The sequence below is a fragment of the Lacrimispora sphenoides JCM 1415 genome, from assembly GCF_900105615.1.
In the GTDB taxonomy this organism is placed as follows: domain Bacteria; phylum Bacillota; class Clostridia; order Lachnospirales; family Lachnospiraceae; genus Lacrimispora; species Lacrimispora sphenoides.
Genome location: NZ_LT630003.1, coordinates 2,022,910 through 2,036,934 on the forward strand (window position 1 = coordinate 2,022,910; position 14,025 = coordinate 2,036,934).

The 14,025-nt window shown below is 40.6% G+C and carries 15 protein-coding genes and 1 riboswitch; of the genes, 6 read left to right on the forward strand and 9 right to left on the reverse strand.

What is annotated here, in order from left to right; all coding sequences use genetic code 11:
• Positions 1 to 12: 12 nt before the first annotated feature.
• Together BMX69_RS09055 and BMX69_RS09060 are read right to left on the reverse strand one after the other, a co-directional pair.
• Positions 13 to 387: a ribosomal maturation YjgA family protein gene (locus BMX69_RS09055; protein ID WP_025233384.1), complete on the reverse strand. Its 375-nt coding sequence runs from the start codon at positions 385 to 387 to the stop codon at positions 13 to 15.
• A 462-nt stretch (positions 388 to 849) separates the two neighbouring features.
• On the reverse strand, positions 850 to 2,766 hold the full coding sequence (locus tag BMX69_RS09060) for an endonuclease MutS2 (protein ID WP_054790949.1): 1,917 nt from the start codon (positions 2,764 to 2,766) through the stop codon (positions 850 to 852).
• Between the two features lie 455 nt (positions 2,767 to 3,221).
• On the opposite strand from BMX69_RS09060, the gene BMX69_RS09070 reads away from it, so the two are divergent.
• The 3 genes from BMX69_RS09070 to BMX69_RS09080 are packed head-to-tail and all read left to right on the forward strand — an operon-like array spanning position 3,222 to position 5,115.
• Positions 3,222 to 3,599 (forward strand): GntR family transcriptional regulator, encoded by a 378-nt coding sequence (locus tag BMX69_RS09070; RefSeq protein WP_054790947.1) that lies wholly within the window; start codon positions 3,222 to 3,224, stop codon positions 3,597 to 3,599.
• 2 nt (positions 3,600 to 3,601) lie between these two features.
• Positions 3,602 to 4,465 carry an ABC transporter ATP-binding protein gene (locus tag BMX69_RS09075; protein ID WP_100042173.1) on the forward strand — a complete coding sequence of 288 codons (864 nt, stop codon included), beginning with the start codon at positions 3,602 to 3,604 and terminating at the stop codon, positions 4,463 to 4,465.
• A complete protein-coding gene (locus BMX69_RS09080; protein WP_054790946.1) occupies positions 4,462 to 5,115 on the forward strand; it encodes an ABC-2 transporter permease in 654 nt (217 codons plus the stop codon). Before BMX69_RS09075 ends, BMX69_RS09080 begins: the two co-directional genes overlap by 4 nt.
• On the opposite strand, the gene BMX69_RS24905 is transcribed toward BMX69_RS09080, so the two are convergent.
• Positions 5,093 to 6,619, reverse strand: a complete 1,527-nt coding sequence (locus BMX69_RS24905; protein WP_278280720.1) for a LysR substrate-binding domain-containing protein — start codon at positions 6,617 to 6,619, stop codon at positions 5,093 to 5,095. The two genes, BMX69_RS09080 and BMX69_RS24905, sit on opposite strands and share 23 nt — an antisense overlap.
• A 53-nt stretch (positions 6,620 to 6,672) precedes the next feature.
• Here BMX69_RS24905 and BMX69_RS09095 point away from each other — a divergent pair, with 53 nt between their 5' ends.
• From BMX69_RS09095 to BMX69_RS09105, 3 genes are all read left to right on the forward strand, one after another.
• Positions 6,673 to 7,395, forward strand: a complete 723-nt coding sequence (locus tag BMX69_RS09095; protein ID WP_100042174.1) for an AzlC family ABC transporter permease — start codon at positions 6,673 to 6,675, stop codon at positions 7,393 to 7,395.
• Positions 7,388 to 7,693 carry an AzlD domain-containing protein gene (locus BMX69_RS09100; RefSeq protein WP_054790944.1) on the forward strand — a complete coding sequence of 102 codons (306 nt, stop codon included), beginning with the start codon at positions 7,388 to 7,390 and terminating at the stop codon, positions 7,691 to 7,693. Before BMX69_RS09095 ends, BMX69_RS09100 begins: the two co-directional genes overlap by 8 nt.
• 96 nt (positions 7,694 to 7,789) lie before the next feature.
• On the forward strand, positions 7,790 to 8,017 hold the full coding sequence (locus BMX69_RS09105; RefSeq protein WP_100042175.1) for a DUF6774 domain-containing protein: 228 nt from the start codon (positions 7,790 to 7,792) through the stop codon (positions 8,015 to 8,017).
• Positions 8,018 to 8,179: 162 nt separating this feature from the next.
• Here BMX69_RS09105 and BMX69_RS09110 read toward each other — a convergent pair whose 3' ends face one another.
• From BMX69_RS09110 to BMX69_RS09135, 6 genes are all read right to left on the reverse strand, one after another.
• Positions 8,180 to 8,554 carry a hypothetical protein gene (locus BMX69_RS09110; RefSeq protein WP_100042176.1) on the reverse strand — a complete coding sequence of 125 codons (375 nt, stop codon included), beginning with the start codon at positions 8,552 to 8,554 and terminating at the stop codon, positions 8,180 to 8,182.
• A 46-nt stretch (positions 8,555 to 8,600) separates the two neighbouring features.
• Positions 8,601 to 9,455, reverse strand: a complete 855-nt coding sequence (locus tag BMX69_RS09115) for a phosphotransferase enzyme family protein (RefSeq protein WP_054790943.1) — start codon at positions 9,453 to 9,455, stop codon at positions 8,601 to 8,603.
• 20 nt (positions 9,456 to 9,475) lie between these two features.
• Complete coding sequence (locus tag BMX69_RS09120) at positions 9,476 to 10,003, reverse strand: GNAT family N-acetyltransferase (RefSeq protein WP_100042177.1); 528 nt, start codon at positions 10,001 to 10,003, stop codon at positions 9,476 to 9,478.
• Between the two features lie 262 nt (positions 10,004 to 10,265).
• On the reverse strand, positions 10,266 to 11,660 hold the full coding sequence (locus tag BMX69_RS09125) for a L,D-transpeptidase family protein (RefSeq protein WP_054790942.1): 1,395 nt from the start codon (positions 11,658 to 11,660) through the stop codon (positions 10,266 to 10,268).
• Between the two features lie 280 nt (positions 11,661 to 11,940).
• The gene (locus BMX69_RS09130) at positions 11,941 to 12,285 is read right to left on the reverse strand and encodes a hypothetical protein (protein ID WP_054790941.1); all 345 of its coding nucleotides are present in this window, start codon (positions 12,283 to 12,285) and stop codon (positions 11,941 to 11,943) included.
• Between the two features lie 35 nt (positions 12,286 to 12,320).
• Positions 12,321 to 13,559, reverse strand: coding sequence for a cation:proton antiporter (locus BMX69_RS09135; RefSeq protein ID WP_100042178.1), 1,239 nt, complete (start codon positions 13,557 to 13,559; stop codon positions 12,321 to 12,323).
• A 147-nt stretch (positions 13,560 to 13,706) separates the two neighbouring features.
• Positions 13,707 to 13,836: riboswitch (cyclic di-AMP (ydaO/yuaA leader) on the reverse strand.
• Positions 13,837 to 14,025: the final 189 nt, after the last annotated feature.

The following is a 14,025-nucleotide window of genomic DNA, read 5'->3' on the forward strand; positions in this document are numbered from 1 at the left end:
CATTTCACCTGATTACTTACGCCGCTTTACGATTTCATATAAGAATAACCCGGTACAGCCTGCCAAATAGCAGGCAATGTCCTTAAGATCAAAGGTTGAACCAATCATGATCCTTGCAATCTTATAATCGCTAAGGCCAAGAAGCTTTGCTAAATGAAAATACTGCCCTACCTCCGTCAATGCGGCGAAAACAAATATGTACAATGGGAGCAGTTTTACTTCTTTTGCCACAAATGACCTGATAAAGCAGTAAATCAGAACCACAACCAACATGTCACCTACATATGGTCTGATGAATTTATCATTTACGAAAACAGCTATTAGTACTTCAATAATGAAGACTACGATAAAGGCGCATAGGTACTTCATGTTTAATCTGAATCTCACGATACACTCCTTTTTTATCAGAATTAAGGCAGCATAGCCCAAAGCTTTTCTGCCAGATAACCTCCGGCATTCAACTGTATTGCTGCGATTTATCTCTCCGTGGAGCAATATTGAAATAAATATAAAATAAGGCAAGGGCTATACCTGCCGCTGCAGCAGCCGCAGTGCCGGGAATTACGTATGTTACTAAAATGATGTTCAAAAACAGCAATAGCAGAAAATAACATATAATCCGTTTTATGATGATTATGTTTAATCCCCCCAATAAACTTAAGCTATATTACATTATTTTACCATGCGTATGCAATGTCGTCAAATTAACACAAGATTCTATTTATCCCGCTTAATCCTGTCATTGTACTTCAGGTTGGAGGCAGAATAAATATGTCAAAAAGAGCCGGACGTTTTTAGCGTCCGGCTCATCCTGGCCTGGCTTGACGGCGGCCTTTTAAGGCCTCAGGATCACTCCGTTCTGATCTCAAGTCCCTCCTGATATCCCTTTTCCATCTTATGCCTTGCCTTTCTGTTTTCCACGGTATCAAAGATTATGGAAAAATCATAATCCTCCGGGTAAAGCTCTTCTGCAGCTACCAGAAGCTTTACCCTTTTCTGGTTGACCCAGATTTTCTTATCCGGCATCTGAACCTGCAGTACCCCTTTATCATTTACGGGTCTGCATACAATTCCCTTTTTCTTATCGGGATAAACAAACACACTGTCTCCGATGGTGAACTTTTTTTCCATAATATTTTTATTCACCGCCGTCTTTTTCAGTTTTTCTATTTTAGGCCCGTTTAAGTTTAAATGTCCAGCACTCTCTTTTAAGGTACCCGGCTCTTCTTCCCGTAAGGCCTCCTGCTCTCCGTAAGCGTATCTTCTGGCTCTTCTTATCATAGAATCCGGCATTCCCAGCCGTTTGGCTATATAAAGAGCGCAGCTTTCCCCGGCCTCCCCGATCTCCATACGGTAAAGCGGCCTAAGGGTTTCCTTATCAAAAGCCATTCGTGCGTTGGTGATACCTTCCGCCTCCTTGGCGTATGTCTTTACCTCTGGGTAATGGGTGGTTGCCAGAAAAAGGCATCCGTTGCTTCTTAACTCTTCCAGTATGGCAATGGCGATCCCCATTCCTTCCGCCGGGTCTGTTCCTGATCCCAGCTCATCCAGGATGACCAGGCTCTCCGGGCCGGCTTCCTTCAGGATCGTCATTACATTGGTAATATGGGCGGAAAAGGTGGATAGGTTTTCCGTAATGTTCTGACCGTCTCCGATATCACACAGCACCTGACTGTTCATACAAAGATCAGCCTCATCACAGGGCAGGTGAAGGCCGCATTGCGCCATAAGGGAGAACAGCCCCACCGTCTTGATTGATACGGTTTTTCCTCCTGTATTTGGCCCTGTGATTACGATTCCCCGTTCTTTTTCTCCCAGTTCAAAGTTTAAAGGCACCACGGTTTCCGGGCTCATGAATGGATGACGGCCGTTTACGATTTTTATGGTCCGATCCGTATTAATGTCTGGACTGGTGCCGGCCATGGAGGCGCTTAAGCTTCCCTTTGCAAACAGGAAATCCAGTTTCTCAAGAAGGCGTTTATCCCCTTCCAGAACCTCTAAATTTTCTTCCACTGATGCAGTAAGCATATACAGGATCCTTCTTGCCTCATTTTCCTCTTCAATCCTTAAAAGCTCCAGTTCCCCGTCAAGCTCCGCAATAGCTGCCGGTTCAATAAAAAGGGTGGATCCGGTTGCTGACTGGTCAATGACACTGCCGGGAACCCCTGATCTGTAATCTTTTTTTACAGGGAGGCAAAGTCTGCCGTTTCTTAAGGTCACATAAGAATCGGAAAAATATTTTTTATTTCCCCTTAAAATGGCCTCTGCTTTTGACCGAAGCTTTTCTTCCAATCTGGCCACATCCTGGCGGATGTTTTTTAGATGTTTGCTGGCACTGTCCTCAACTTTGCCGTTTCTGACGCTTTCATAAATCTCCCTTGCCAGATCCTCCAATGGGTTTAAGTCCTGCTCATAATAAGGCAGGCCAATTTCCAGGTATTTACAACGGTTTAAAAAGTCCTTAAACCGCTTTACTGCGGTGAGCATTCCCCCTGTCTGTTCCAGTTCTTCCGCGGACAGGCAGCCGCCCTGCCGTGCCGTATTCATGATCTCTTTCAGACCATTCATGCTGACTGCGGGGGGAAGCCCCATCCGGTCTATAATGGTCCTGGCCTCCGTCGTATCGCGAAGGCTTTTTTTTACCTCGCCTTCCTTCAGGCATGGGGTCAAATCCCTTATTTTCTCTTTCGCAGCTTCCGTGTGTGCAAATTTTTCTAGTTTTTCTAATATAAGATTAAATTCTAAAATCTGAAATGTGTGATTCATGTAATTCTCCTCGTTCCTTCTGTCTTTCCAATTGGTTTCCTGAGGTTCATGGAGCAAAGGACAGGCGGTACCATTCGCCAGATGAATATGCAGGCATATACATTTAGCTCATTGTTCGCGCAAAAAAAGCCTGTAAGACCACAAACCGACGTCTTACAGGCTTTCAACCTTATTCTGTCTGCTTTGTATCTCATGGGCAAAACAGGTACACGAAATAAAGGAAAGACTTATGGCCTTCCTGAACCGATTCCTGTTTTTCATATTAAACTGCCTTATGCTCCATGATTATATACAATTAACAAACACACACATCCTATCTTTTATACTTCCATCACTATACCACGGAAAGAAAATCCGGTCAATCTTTTTTTCTTTTCCCTATTGACATGGCGATATGCATTGCTTATAATGTACTTGTTCAATAAGTACACTACGCAACACTAAGGAGACCTACTGTGGAGATTATAATCAGCAGTAATACAAATAAGCCCATATATGAACAGATCACTTCGCAAATAAAAGCACTGATTATGAGCGGAGAGCTGCAGACCGGAGATCCTATTCCATCCATGCGGGCATTGGCTAAATCCATTCATGTCAGCGTCATTACCGTACAAAAAGCCTATGAAGATTTACAACGGGACGGCTTCATTGAAACTACCGTTGGGCGAGGCAGTTTTGTATCGGCACAAAACAAAGATTTCTTTCAGGAAGAGCAACAGCGAAAAGCTGAGGAACATCTGCAGGAGGCTGCCGATATTGCCCGTACCAGCGGCATATCACTGGGCAAACTGATAGAAATTTTAACCATGTTTTACCAGGAGGAGGAGTAAAAATGGAACCAATTTTGCAAGTTGAAAATCTGACGAAACAATATCCTGATTTTAAATTGGATCATGTATCATTTTCCATTCCCAAAGGTGCTATTATGGGATTGATCGGTGAGAACGGCGCTGGTAAAAGTACCACGATCAATGTAATCCTGGATCTTATCCAAAAGGACGAAGGGGTGGTTAAGTTTTGGGGGCAGGAACTTTCTTCCGATCCCAGAAACATCAAAGAAAACATAGGAGTCGTGTTTGACGGCATCAATTTCTATGAAACCCTTACACCGGCCAAAATAGGCAGAATATCTGCTTCTGCCTATAAGCAGTGGGATGAAACCTCCTACGAAAACTATTTAAAAAAATTACAGCTCCCTCCCCGCAAAGAGATCAAAGCATTTTCCAGGGGAATGAAAATGAAGCTTAGCATTGCTGTTGCGCTTTCCCATAAACCGAAGCTTCTGATTCTGGATGAAGCAACCGGTGGGCTTGACCCGGTCATGCGTGACGATATGCTGGATTTGTTTTTGGACTTCGTACAGGATGAGAACCATTCGATTCTGATGTCGTCCCATATTTCTACGGATTTGGAAAAGGTGGCGGATTATATCACTTTTATTCATAAAGGGAAGGCCCTGTTCTGCAAAGAAAAGGATGAATTGCGCTACCAGTATGGTATTATCCGATGTAAAACAGATCAGTTCGATGCTATTGATCGATCTGAGATCCTTGCTTACCGGAAACGTGACTATCAATGGGATGTGCTGGTGGCAGACAAGGAAAAGGCCCGCCGTACGTACAAAACGGCAGTTGTGGATGATGCCACTATTGACGATATCCTTCTTCTCTATGTAAAGGGAGACCAGATAAAATGAAAAGTTTGATTTTAAAAGATTTATATAACATCGGTCACAATGCCAAATCCATGATTTTTATACTGCTGGTTTTAGCTTTCGCTCTTATTCCTTCCTCCGGAGTAGAGGGTTATATAATCATGAGCGGCATTTTATGCAGCATGATGATTATCACGACATTCAGCTTTGATGATCAATCCAAATGGCTGAAATACGCGATGGTTATGCCGGTTACTAAAAAGGATATCGTAATCAGCAAATTTATTGTTCTTCTGATCTTCTCAGGCATTGGCGCTGTTACCGGACTGATAATTGGAGCAATAGGCGGCACCATAGCGCATAAGGGTATTTTCAGCAGCGTAAATAACATGCTTTCTCTGCTGTTTACCGGTGCTGTAAGCCTGGTGCTTTCAGAAATTGCAGGAAGCATGTCAATTCCTCTTCTGTTTAAATTCGGCGCAGAAAAGGCCCGTATGTTAATGCTTGTTTCCTGTTTGATTCCTGCTTCCATCTTCTTTGGCATCTATAAGCTATTTACCTTGCTGGGTGTTACTTTTACAGATCAAATTATATTTATCCTTCTGTGCTGCTCACCGTTTCTTGCACTGGTCTGGAACTTTTTGATGTATAAGATCAGCTATGCACTCTTTACGAGGAAGGAACTTTTGTAATAGCCGGCGGGAGTGCCAGTGGTTTGCCATTTAACAAAGCGTCCGACAGATGATCCCCGGTATACACAAGCTTTAAGGAAAAGAAAGGAATATCCGTGAGTAACAGCTCAAAGAAAATACGGTCTCCTTCCCAAAGAGACAGCCCGCCTATTTCATCCCTGGGGATCCATTTAAGTTCTCCTTCCGCACACTCGGTCAGGGTCCCTTCGTATCCGTCAGCGGTGTATAAAAACATGTATTCATCCGGATACGTATCTGATACAAAGGTTATAATGGCTCTAAGTAAGTAGGAAGTCAGGGATAATCCGGTCTCTTCCTTTACCTCTCGTAAAAGACATTCCTCCGGACTCTCTCCTTCCTCCAAATGGCCTCCTACTCCCAGCCACTTGTCCTGGTTCATATCGTCCTTCTTTTTAATCCGGTGCAGCATTAAATAGCTTTCTTCCTGCTGGATATAACAAAGTGTTGTTAAATTTTTATGCCCCATTTTTTCTCCTCCATAGTTAAGCTTTTTCCTAAAGCTATTCTTCTTTTCCATGCCCCTTTTAGACGCTGGTTCCCAGTTCTCCATATTCTTCTGTGAGATACTCCAGGAATTGCCTGCTGGCAACAGGGAGTATCTTCTTATCCTTAAAACAACGCCAATGGTTCTGGCTAATGGCGGTTCCGTTTCTCTAACCAAATTTTTATAATCCGCGCGGTTTAATATAAGTTCTGATAAAATCCCAACTCCCAGTCCTTTTTCGATCATGGCCATGATCGTATAATCATCATGGACGATATACTGGATATTGGGCTTGATCCCATGCTCACGAAAACTTTCCATAGGTTCACTTAGGCTTCCTTCTTCCAGGAGAATGAACGGTTCTGATGCCAGTTCCTCCAATAAGATCTTCTTATGTTCTGCCAGGGGATGGGAAAGGGGAAGAACGGCCAGCATGGGATCTTTCTTTAACGGAATGGTCTTGAGCTCCGGATCTCCCACTGCCTGGGGATTGATGAGGCCAAAATCCACGCTTCCATCCTTAACCAACTGCTCAATGGCCGTATAATCCCCCTGGTAGAGTTCAAAGCTGACCAACGGGTATTTCTCCTTAAACGTCTTAATTAATCCCGGCAGCCAATGACAGGATACACTGGCAAAGGTGCCGATCCGGATGGTGGCATTCTGGATCCCTTCCATTTCTTTTCGCTTCTCTGTCAGTTCCCTGTAAGCATGGTATATATTTTTTATGTAAGGTAAAAGTTCTGCTCCATCGGGTGTCAATACCACGCCTTTTTTAGAACGGATAAACAGTACCGTACCCAGTTCCTCCTCTAATGACTGCACCATCTGGCTGACGGCAGACTGAGTATATCCAAGTTCTTCGGAGGCCCTGGTAAATCCTCCTGTTTCCACAATCTTCATAACTGCCCGGTACCGCTTCACATCCACCAGCTCCTTATCATCAGTTTTTCTAATGTTTTCATTATAAACATTTGTTTTACTGATGTAAAGGTTCATGATATATTTTTATAGCATAAGAAGGATGGTCACACATTATGAGGAGGAATATTATGAATACCAGAAGAGAACAGCTAAAATCCGGAATAAAGGATGGAATCCCCATCTGCCTTGGTTACTTTGCCGTCTCCTTTACGTTCGGAATTATGGCCATAAATTATGGGCTATCGCCTTGGCAGTCCATTGCAATCTCCCTTACCAGCCTGACATCAGCAGGACAATTTGCCGGTCTGGGCATCATCACGGCAGGTGCTCCCTTTGCTGAAATGGCCATTGCCCAGCTGGTCATTAATCTGCGCTATAGTCTCATGTCCTGCTCCCTATCCCAAAAGCTTGATAAAACAACCCCATTTTATCACCGTCTGCTGATTGGTTACGGGATAACGGATGAAATCTTCGGCGTTTCCGTGTGCAGGCCGGGTCCGTTAAACCCCTGGTATTGCTACGGCCTGTTTCTGCTGGCCGTTCCTGGCTGGACCCTGGGAACCGCAGCAGGGGCGTTCTTGGGCCAGCTTCTTCCTGAAAGGGCTTTAAGTGCTTTGGGGGTAGCCCTATATGGAATGTTTCTGGCAATTATCATCCCCCCTGCAAAGAAAGATCGGATTCTGGCGGGAGTAACCGTCGTTTCCATGATCTTTAGTCTTTTGTTTTTCTTAATTCCGGCACTTCACAGGGTTTCTTCCGGACTAAGACTGATCATTCTGACGGTTTTGATCGCGGGAGCTGCTGCTGTTTTATTCCCGGTACCGGACACTATGGAGGTTTCCCATGAATAACCGAATCTATCTTTACATATTGGTCATGGCCGCAGTTACCTATTTTATCCGCGTCCTTCCCCTGACCCTGATCCGGCAGGAAATAAGGACAACCTTCATCCGGTCTTTCCTTTACTATGTCCCCTATGTGACATTGTCGGTAATGACCTTTCCTGCCATTCTTACGGCCACCAAAAGCATATGGTCCGGTATTGCTGCTCTTTTGGCAGCCGCCATACTGGCTTATAAGGAAAAAAGCCTGTTCCAGGTTTCTTTAGCTGCCTGCATGGTTGTTTTTGTAATGGAATTCTTCCTGTGAGTAGTTTTTCCATACAAATTCCATGGTACCTCTTCCATTCTTTTAATTAAAGGTATAAAACAATGACTCATTCATATATATAATCGGAGGGATAATATGAGTTACTGTTGCGATGTACTATTTATTTCTGCATTGGCCTGTCAAATAGCAGATTGTTTAAATGATGATGAATTAACACTTTTGGCTGCAGACACGCTATTGTTAAGTGATGCATTAAATGCAATCGCGGTCCGCCGGTCAATCTGTAATTCATCTGCAAACGATAAAAGTTCATCTAATACCACCTCTTCCGATCAGGTTAATAATACAGATGATAAATCTTAACTCATCCTTTCATTAGTTCCGCTTTTCCACTCCTTATATAAATCCTGCGATCTGCATACAAAAAGAACGTCCTTTTAAGGGCGTTCTCTAACGATTTATTGTATGATTTCGTCTATCGGACATTCGCAGCCCGCGGCCTTACTTAACGAGGTCAAAAGGAATTTATCGAATGGGCTTGCCTATATTTTTGTCTATTCGCCATTGAGGGGCCGTATCATCATTACCCCAGTATTCGTCCAGAACTTTTATTCTGTCTTCCAGCATCTCAAAAAATGAAGTCACATGAAAAGAACTCTCTTTTGACCATACATGAGCAGCCGTAATAATAATATTTCCTATATGTTCTATTCGTTCAACTTCGCCGTTCCAACTTCCAGGATAATCACAGTTAGCTCTCAAAAATTCACTGACATTAAATAGTTCATTTGTATTATGCCAACGAATACAGGCGTCTTCGTGAAAATACTTTATTAGATCCTCTTCGTTCTGGGCAGCAATATGCTTCCAATACTGGATTATAAATTGATTTACGTCCATTCATATTACTCCTTTTCAGTTTATCTTCACTTTAAAGCTCAATGATCTATAATATAAATTTTAAGATTTTTATCGTTGCCTCAGTTTCTTCTTGATTCGCCTGCCTCTCCCAAAAAACGACAAATAAAAGTTCAATACACTGCATCATGAGCAAAAGTGATTCTTTCTCAACTTCTTCTAACACAGTAATGCTTTCATATCCGAGAAGAAACTGACTGATAAATGTAAGCCACTTATCCTTTATTGCTATGAGGTCCTTCTGTCCTAATAATTGCCCCAAAAGGAAATAAGCGATATCAAATAAACGAGCATCCTGTTTGCCCAGGTCAAAATCCAGTACACCGGTCAATGTCGTTCCCTCAAACAGCAAGTTGCCGTAATGTAGGTCTCGGTGAATCTGCTGCTTTGGCAGACTGGGATAAATGCTGCACAGGGATTCTATTGGCTTAGACCATTCTTCTTGTGTCAGTAAACTGCTTTTGGAAAGTCCATTGCGAATCCAGCCCCGCAGCTCTTCATCAAACAGTTGATTAACTGTCTGCTTATCGGTTATTTTCGCAAGTGCGCAGTGGATCTTTGCAATAATAATGCCGGTCTGATAAGCAATTTCTGCATAGTCCTGCTGAAATACCTCTCTTACATGACTACCGCCTAGTTTTTCCATCAACAGATAACAGCCTTCTTGCGTCACCATATAATCTCTGCCATCCTTTAACGGCAGAATATGCGATACAGGAACCCCATCTGCACGTAATGCTGCTGAAAGCCTTACATTACTCTGTGCATTGTCTTCTGTTTTCACAAGTTTTAATATATACTTTCCCGCTACGTCCCAGGTTGTTGGAGTCGCAGCAACAGGCTCTCCTTGAATACCCCAATATGTTTTGATATCTAATAGCATAAATATACTCCTTCTTCTGCTCAACTTAAGTCTAAAACTTTTTCAAAAAGCAAACTATCAGCCCAACCATCACTTTTCAAAATATACTGGTTATACTTTCCGATAAAATGAAAACCGTTTTTAATTAAAACAATTTGAGAGCCTATATTTTGAGGAGAGGTTCCAGCTTCAATTCTATGTAGCTTATGCATCAAGTACGCTTGCTTCATAACTAGCTTTACAGCTGCAGTTGCAAATCCTTTCCCTTGATTTTTTTCACCGATCCGGTACCCCAATTCTGCTTTATTTAAAGGTTCTTTTATAACATCAGTGAGGTTAACTCTGCCAATAACCTCACCCTGCGTATTCATTACCAGATACATATAGTGAATATCTTTATCTTGTTCACCTACTAAACTTTCTATTATTTCTTGAAACGAATCTCGATTATAATACGAGTCACTTCGAGACAAACCAATCGTATTAAAATAGGAACGGTTTTCTATTTCAAATTTAAAAAGGCTGTCTGCATCATCCAAAGACAATCGCTTAATAGAAATCTTATCCACGGTATTTTTCCTCCAATTATATAATTACTATCAGCCAACTTATTCATTATTAATATTAAGTTTTATTATACAAAATAAATACGTATAAATCTATTTATTTCATTATATCAGAGTTTAATATAAAAATATAGTAATGCGTTATTATCGCGCTATTATTGCGTTATCATTGTCTTATTATCAAATACCGCAAACTATAATGTACTTTGTATACAGCCTGAAGAACGCCCTGTTAAGGGCGTCCTTACTTAACTAAATCATTTTACTATTCCTCATAAGAGATAATAGGAATCCCTTCTTCTATATGTTCAAAAATCGTTTTTGCTAAATATAATGGAGCATTTACACATCCATGGGTACCATTTCTTTTGTATATCTCACCTCCAAAGGAACGCCTCCAGCTCGCATCATGAACTCCTATATTCCCGTAAAAAGGCATCCAGTACTTCACATCCGCCGCATAACCCGGACCTGTTAAGACCGTATCTCTTTGCTTGTAGTTAAGCATATAGGCTCCTACTACAGTTGAATATCCTCTGTTAGGATTCCCTGTTACCACTGGGCCATGGATAATTAACTTCCCATCTTTATAAAACCATATATGCTGCCTGGTTATGTTGATTTCTACGTAGGTATTGCCTATCTCATTCTCATCTCGGGACAAAGCTTTTTGTGTATAAACTGGTTCCTTGGTAAGTATCAGCCCATGGCTTATATTTTTCAGCAGTTCCTTAGTTTCTGCGTCCTGATTAATTTTCCAACCATAAAGTCCACCTTTTACTTCTACTACCTTCCCAACCGATGACCGGAAATTTCTTGTAATTCCGACAGTGTCATATTTTTTGCTCAATTCTTTCACATACTTCGCAACAGAGGTCTTGTTTATTTCCACATCCAAATTATCATCTACATTTAACCATTTATGTATTATGTTCCCATCTAGTATTTCCTTTTTGGTACCAAACGTAAAGGTAATGCTGGTTGATACGTACTTATTTAAAATATCTCTGGTTTTATGAGTTTTGTCTGAAGTTAAGATATATTGGGGATTTTCATAACAAAGTTTTTCATTTAAATCTAATTTAGTCTCTCCCATTAAAATTCCCGACTGAATCGCTTTCACTAAATTATCTTTCCTTATTTTATTACCATACACTTCTTCCACCAGTTCATAGGAACCGTCAGTATATTTAAAACCAACATTTTGCGGTTGTATCAGGTTGTTATTTAAACAATTTAATTCACTTATTTTATTTTCAAGAGCTTCTTTATTATATGTAAATAAATCCTTCGAATATAGTTTTTGATCTTTAAATAATGAAACGATCCATTTTAGAGAGTTCTGCTTACGGAGAAGATTTGTAATATTATCTTCTCCTCTATATTCCAATCCAACCTCCTGCCCGGTTATGTTTTCGATTTCCCCATTTCTTTCTATAAGTTGCAGCTTATAGTCCTTTACGTAGTTCCTCATTATCCGATCCACATCATCATTCGCTTTTAACGAAACATTTACTCCATTTATTACTGTGGAAATATAGAAATGATTTGTAAAATATAATGATACTAGTAAATATATCAGTATAACTGAAGCAATAACAATGATTGTATTTCCTATAATTCCTCTTTTGGATAGTGCTTTCATCTTCTCATTCCACATATTATACCTCTCATCAAAAATACACATGCACTATACTTCAGCATAATATTCACTTTATAATATGTATGCATTTCCAATTTTATAGCTTAAATATTCATATGTGAATATCATATACCTCTTGACGGTTATTGGTAACGTAAAAGGGTGCTGCAGAACAATGAATTTGCTCTGCAGCACCCCTGTAAAATATGATATTTTAGTCATGGCTTGTACATTCCGGAAAGTACTGAAACGCTCCAACAAATGTCGTCCTACAAGCCACACAATTATCCGGTTAGTCTTATATATTCATCGGATAGACTTTACCGATGGGGACTGTAAACATAAATCCTCCCCCCGTACCTGATATGCCGTCAACTGCTTCCTGAACGACTGCTACCGCTTTATCTACTAAACTTTCGTTTTCAAGAACAGTAAAAATTGTTTTACTATAAGGATGAGAATCACTTAGAAGCATATGTAAGGCGCTGAAAAGTGGGGCGCTTCTATACTCATTATTCACAATGGCGCTACCCATTCCCTGGCTGTCCAATATGGTTGCACCACTAATTCCTTCCCTTACAAATCCGGATAAAATATCATCCAGACTGTCAACTGTGTTTAAAACAATAAACAAAACATACATAATTCCACCCCTGATTTTAATATTTTATACTTATTTTAATCATATGACTGAGAAACATGAACAACATTATTCTTCTTCTGATTATGTTTTTCTTCTTTCTTCTCCAATTGATCAATTTCACCAGCTTTTTGTATCGCCAGCTTCGCAAATACAGGACCTGTTACTTCATAAATCAATACACTAAACATGATAATGGTACCAATCGCAACGGCATATTCCGGTAATTGCTGACGCACCAGCACAAGAAGTCCAATGGATATACCACCTTGAGGGAGTAATCCCAAACCGAGGTATTTCGTAATATTAGGATCGGCTTTCACAGTTTTCGCACCGATCCATGCACCCAGCATTTTTCCACCGGCCCTTGCAATTACATAAGCGACCCCCACAATTCCTACACTGACTAAAATACTTAAATCCAGGCTGGCACCTGCTAATGTGAAAAATAAAATATAGACTGGTGATGCAAAATCATTGATCGAGTCAAAAACTCTCTTCGACTTTTTGAATGTATTTACCACAGTAGTTCCCATCATAATACACGTTAATAAAGGTGATAATCTTAAACTAATGGATATTCCTGTTGCGATCCCAATTGCCATGAGCGACGCTGCCTGAAGCTCGTCACGGCCACTTGATTTCTTCGCAAAAATAGTAAGAATAAACCCTAGTACCAGACCAAGTAAAATAGAGCCTCCTATCTCAATAATCAGACCATTAAACATTTGTACTATGGAAAAATCCTGTTGACCTGTCGATAGTGTTGCTAAAGACATGGCAATTCCAAAAGCTATTATTCCAAACACATCATCTAATGCAACTACAGGTAATATTGTTTTTGTTAATGGGCCATGAGCATTATACTGCCTTATTACTAATAAAGTTGCGGCCGGCGCCGTTGCAGCTGACATCGATGCAATTACAATGCTAAAGGCAAAAGGCTGATTTAGTAAATAGTACATGACAGTAAAAACAATAACAACGGCTCCAACAACCTCTGCCAAAGTAATGATTACAATGGATTTCCCTAATTTCAGCATATCTTTAATGACAAATTCATTACCTATACTAAAGGCAATCACTGCCAAGGCCAATTCATTAATTACAGAAAATGATTCCATATCACTTGAACTAATAAATTGTAAAAAAGAGGGTCCTAAAAACAATCCTGCTACCAGATAACCGGATACATTGGGAAGCTTAAAGACTCTGGCTGCTTTCCCGCCTATAATTCCAACAAATATTACAATACTGATTTTCAATAGAAAATTCAATTTTGTTCCTCCACATCATAATATTAAACCTTATGACATACGTTTAACGCTTTTTGTATATATCAATACCTTATTACTGTGAGACCTCCTTGTAGGTATATTTTTGCACATCAAAAAAGCGGATAAACTAACTCATATTGAGCTTCGTCATTCGCTTGGTATACTCCTATGGGATTAGCTGACGGATTAGGGCTCCCAAGTTGCCCCTCTTAAAACTAAGATTCACCCCTGAGATTGGTTCCCCCACTATCAGAAAGATATTCGGAGTTGTTTCATTAACCTTAACATGGATAAGTGAAATAGTCAAATTTGACTAACCTCTTAGCTGAAAGCGGAGTGCGAATATCCGATTGACTGGCAGCGCTCGGACTGGGTGGAATAGTCAAAACGATCACTTTAACTAGTATCTGAAGAATGTTATATGTGGAACTGAATATTTGATTGCCTTTTTATCAACTTCAATCTA

What these genes read in the sequence shown, in the direction of transcription:
- BMX69_RS09075 (WP_100042173.1), top strand. Translation starts at nt 3,602, where the DNA reads ATGGAACCAATTTTGCAAGTTGAAAATCTGACGAAACAATATCCTGAT.
- BMX69_RS09110 (WP_100042176.1), bottom strand. Translation starts at nt 8,554, where the DNA reads ATGGACGTAAATCAATTTATAATCCAGTATTGGAAGCATATTGCTGCC.
- BMX69_RS09115 (WP_054790943.1), bottom strand. Translation starts at nt 9,455, where the DNA reads ATGCTATTAGATATCAAAACATATTGGGGTATTCAAGGAGAGCCTGTT.
- BMX69_RS09130 (WP_054790941.1), bottom strand. Translation starts at nt 12,285, where the DNA reads ATGTATGTTTTGTTTATTGTTTTAAACACAGTTGACAGTCTGGATGAT.
- BMX69_RS09125 (WP_054790942.1), bottom strand. Translation starts at nt 11,660, where the DNA reads ATGTGGAATGAGAAGATGAAAGCACTATCCAAAAGAGGAATTATAGGA.
- BMX69_RS09105 (WP_100042175.1), top strand. Translation starts at nt 7,790, where the DNA reads ATGAGTTACTGTTGCGATGTACTATTTATTTCTGCATTGGCCTGTCAA.
- BMX69_RS09095 (WP_100042174.1), top strand. Translation starts at nt 6,673, where the DNA reads ATGAATACCAGAAGAGAACAGCTAAAATCCGGAATAAAGGATGGAATC.
- BMX69_RS24905 (WP_278280720.1), bottom strand. Translation starts at nt 6,619, where the DNA reads ATGAACCTTTACATCAGTAAAACAAATGTTTATAATGAAAACATTAGA.
- BMX69_RS09100 (WP_054790944.1), top strand. Translation starts at nt 7,388, where the DNA reads ATGAATAACCGAATCTATCTTTACATATTGGTCATGGCCGCAGTTACC.
- BMX69_RS09060 (WP_054790949.1), bottom strand. Translation starts at nt 2,766, where the DNA reads ATGAATCACACATTTCAGATTTTAGAATTTAATCTTATATTAGAAAAA.
- BMX69_RS09080 (WP_054790946.1), top strand. Translation starts at nt 4,462, where the DNA reads ATGAAAAGTTTGATTTTAAAAGATTTATATAACATCGGTCACAATGCC.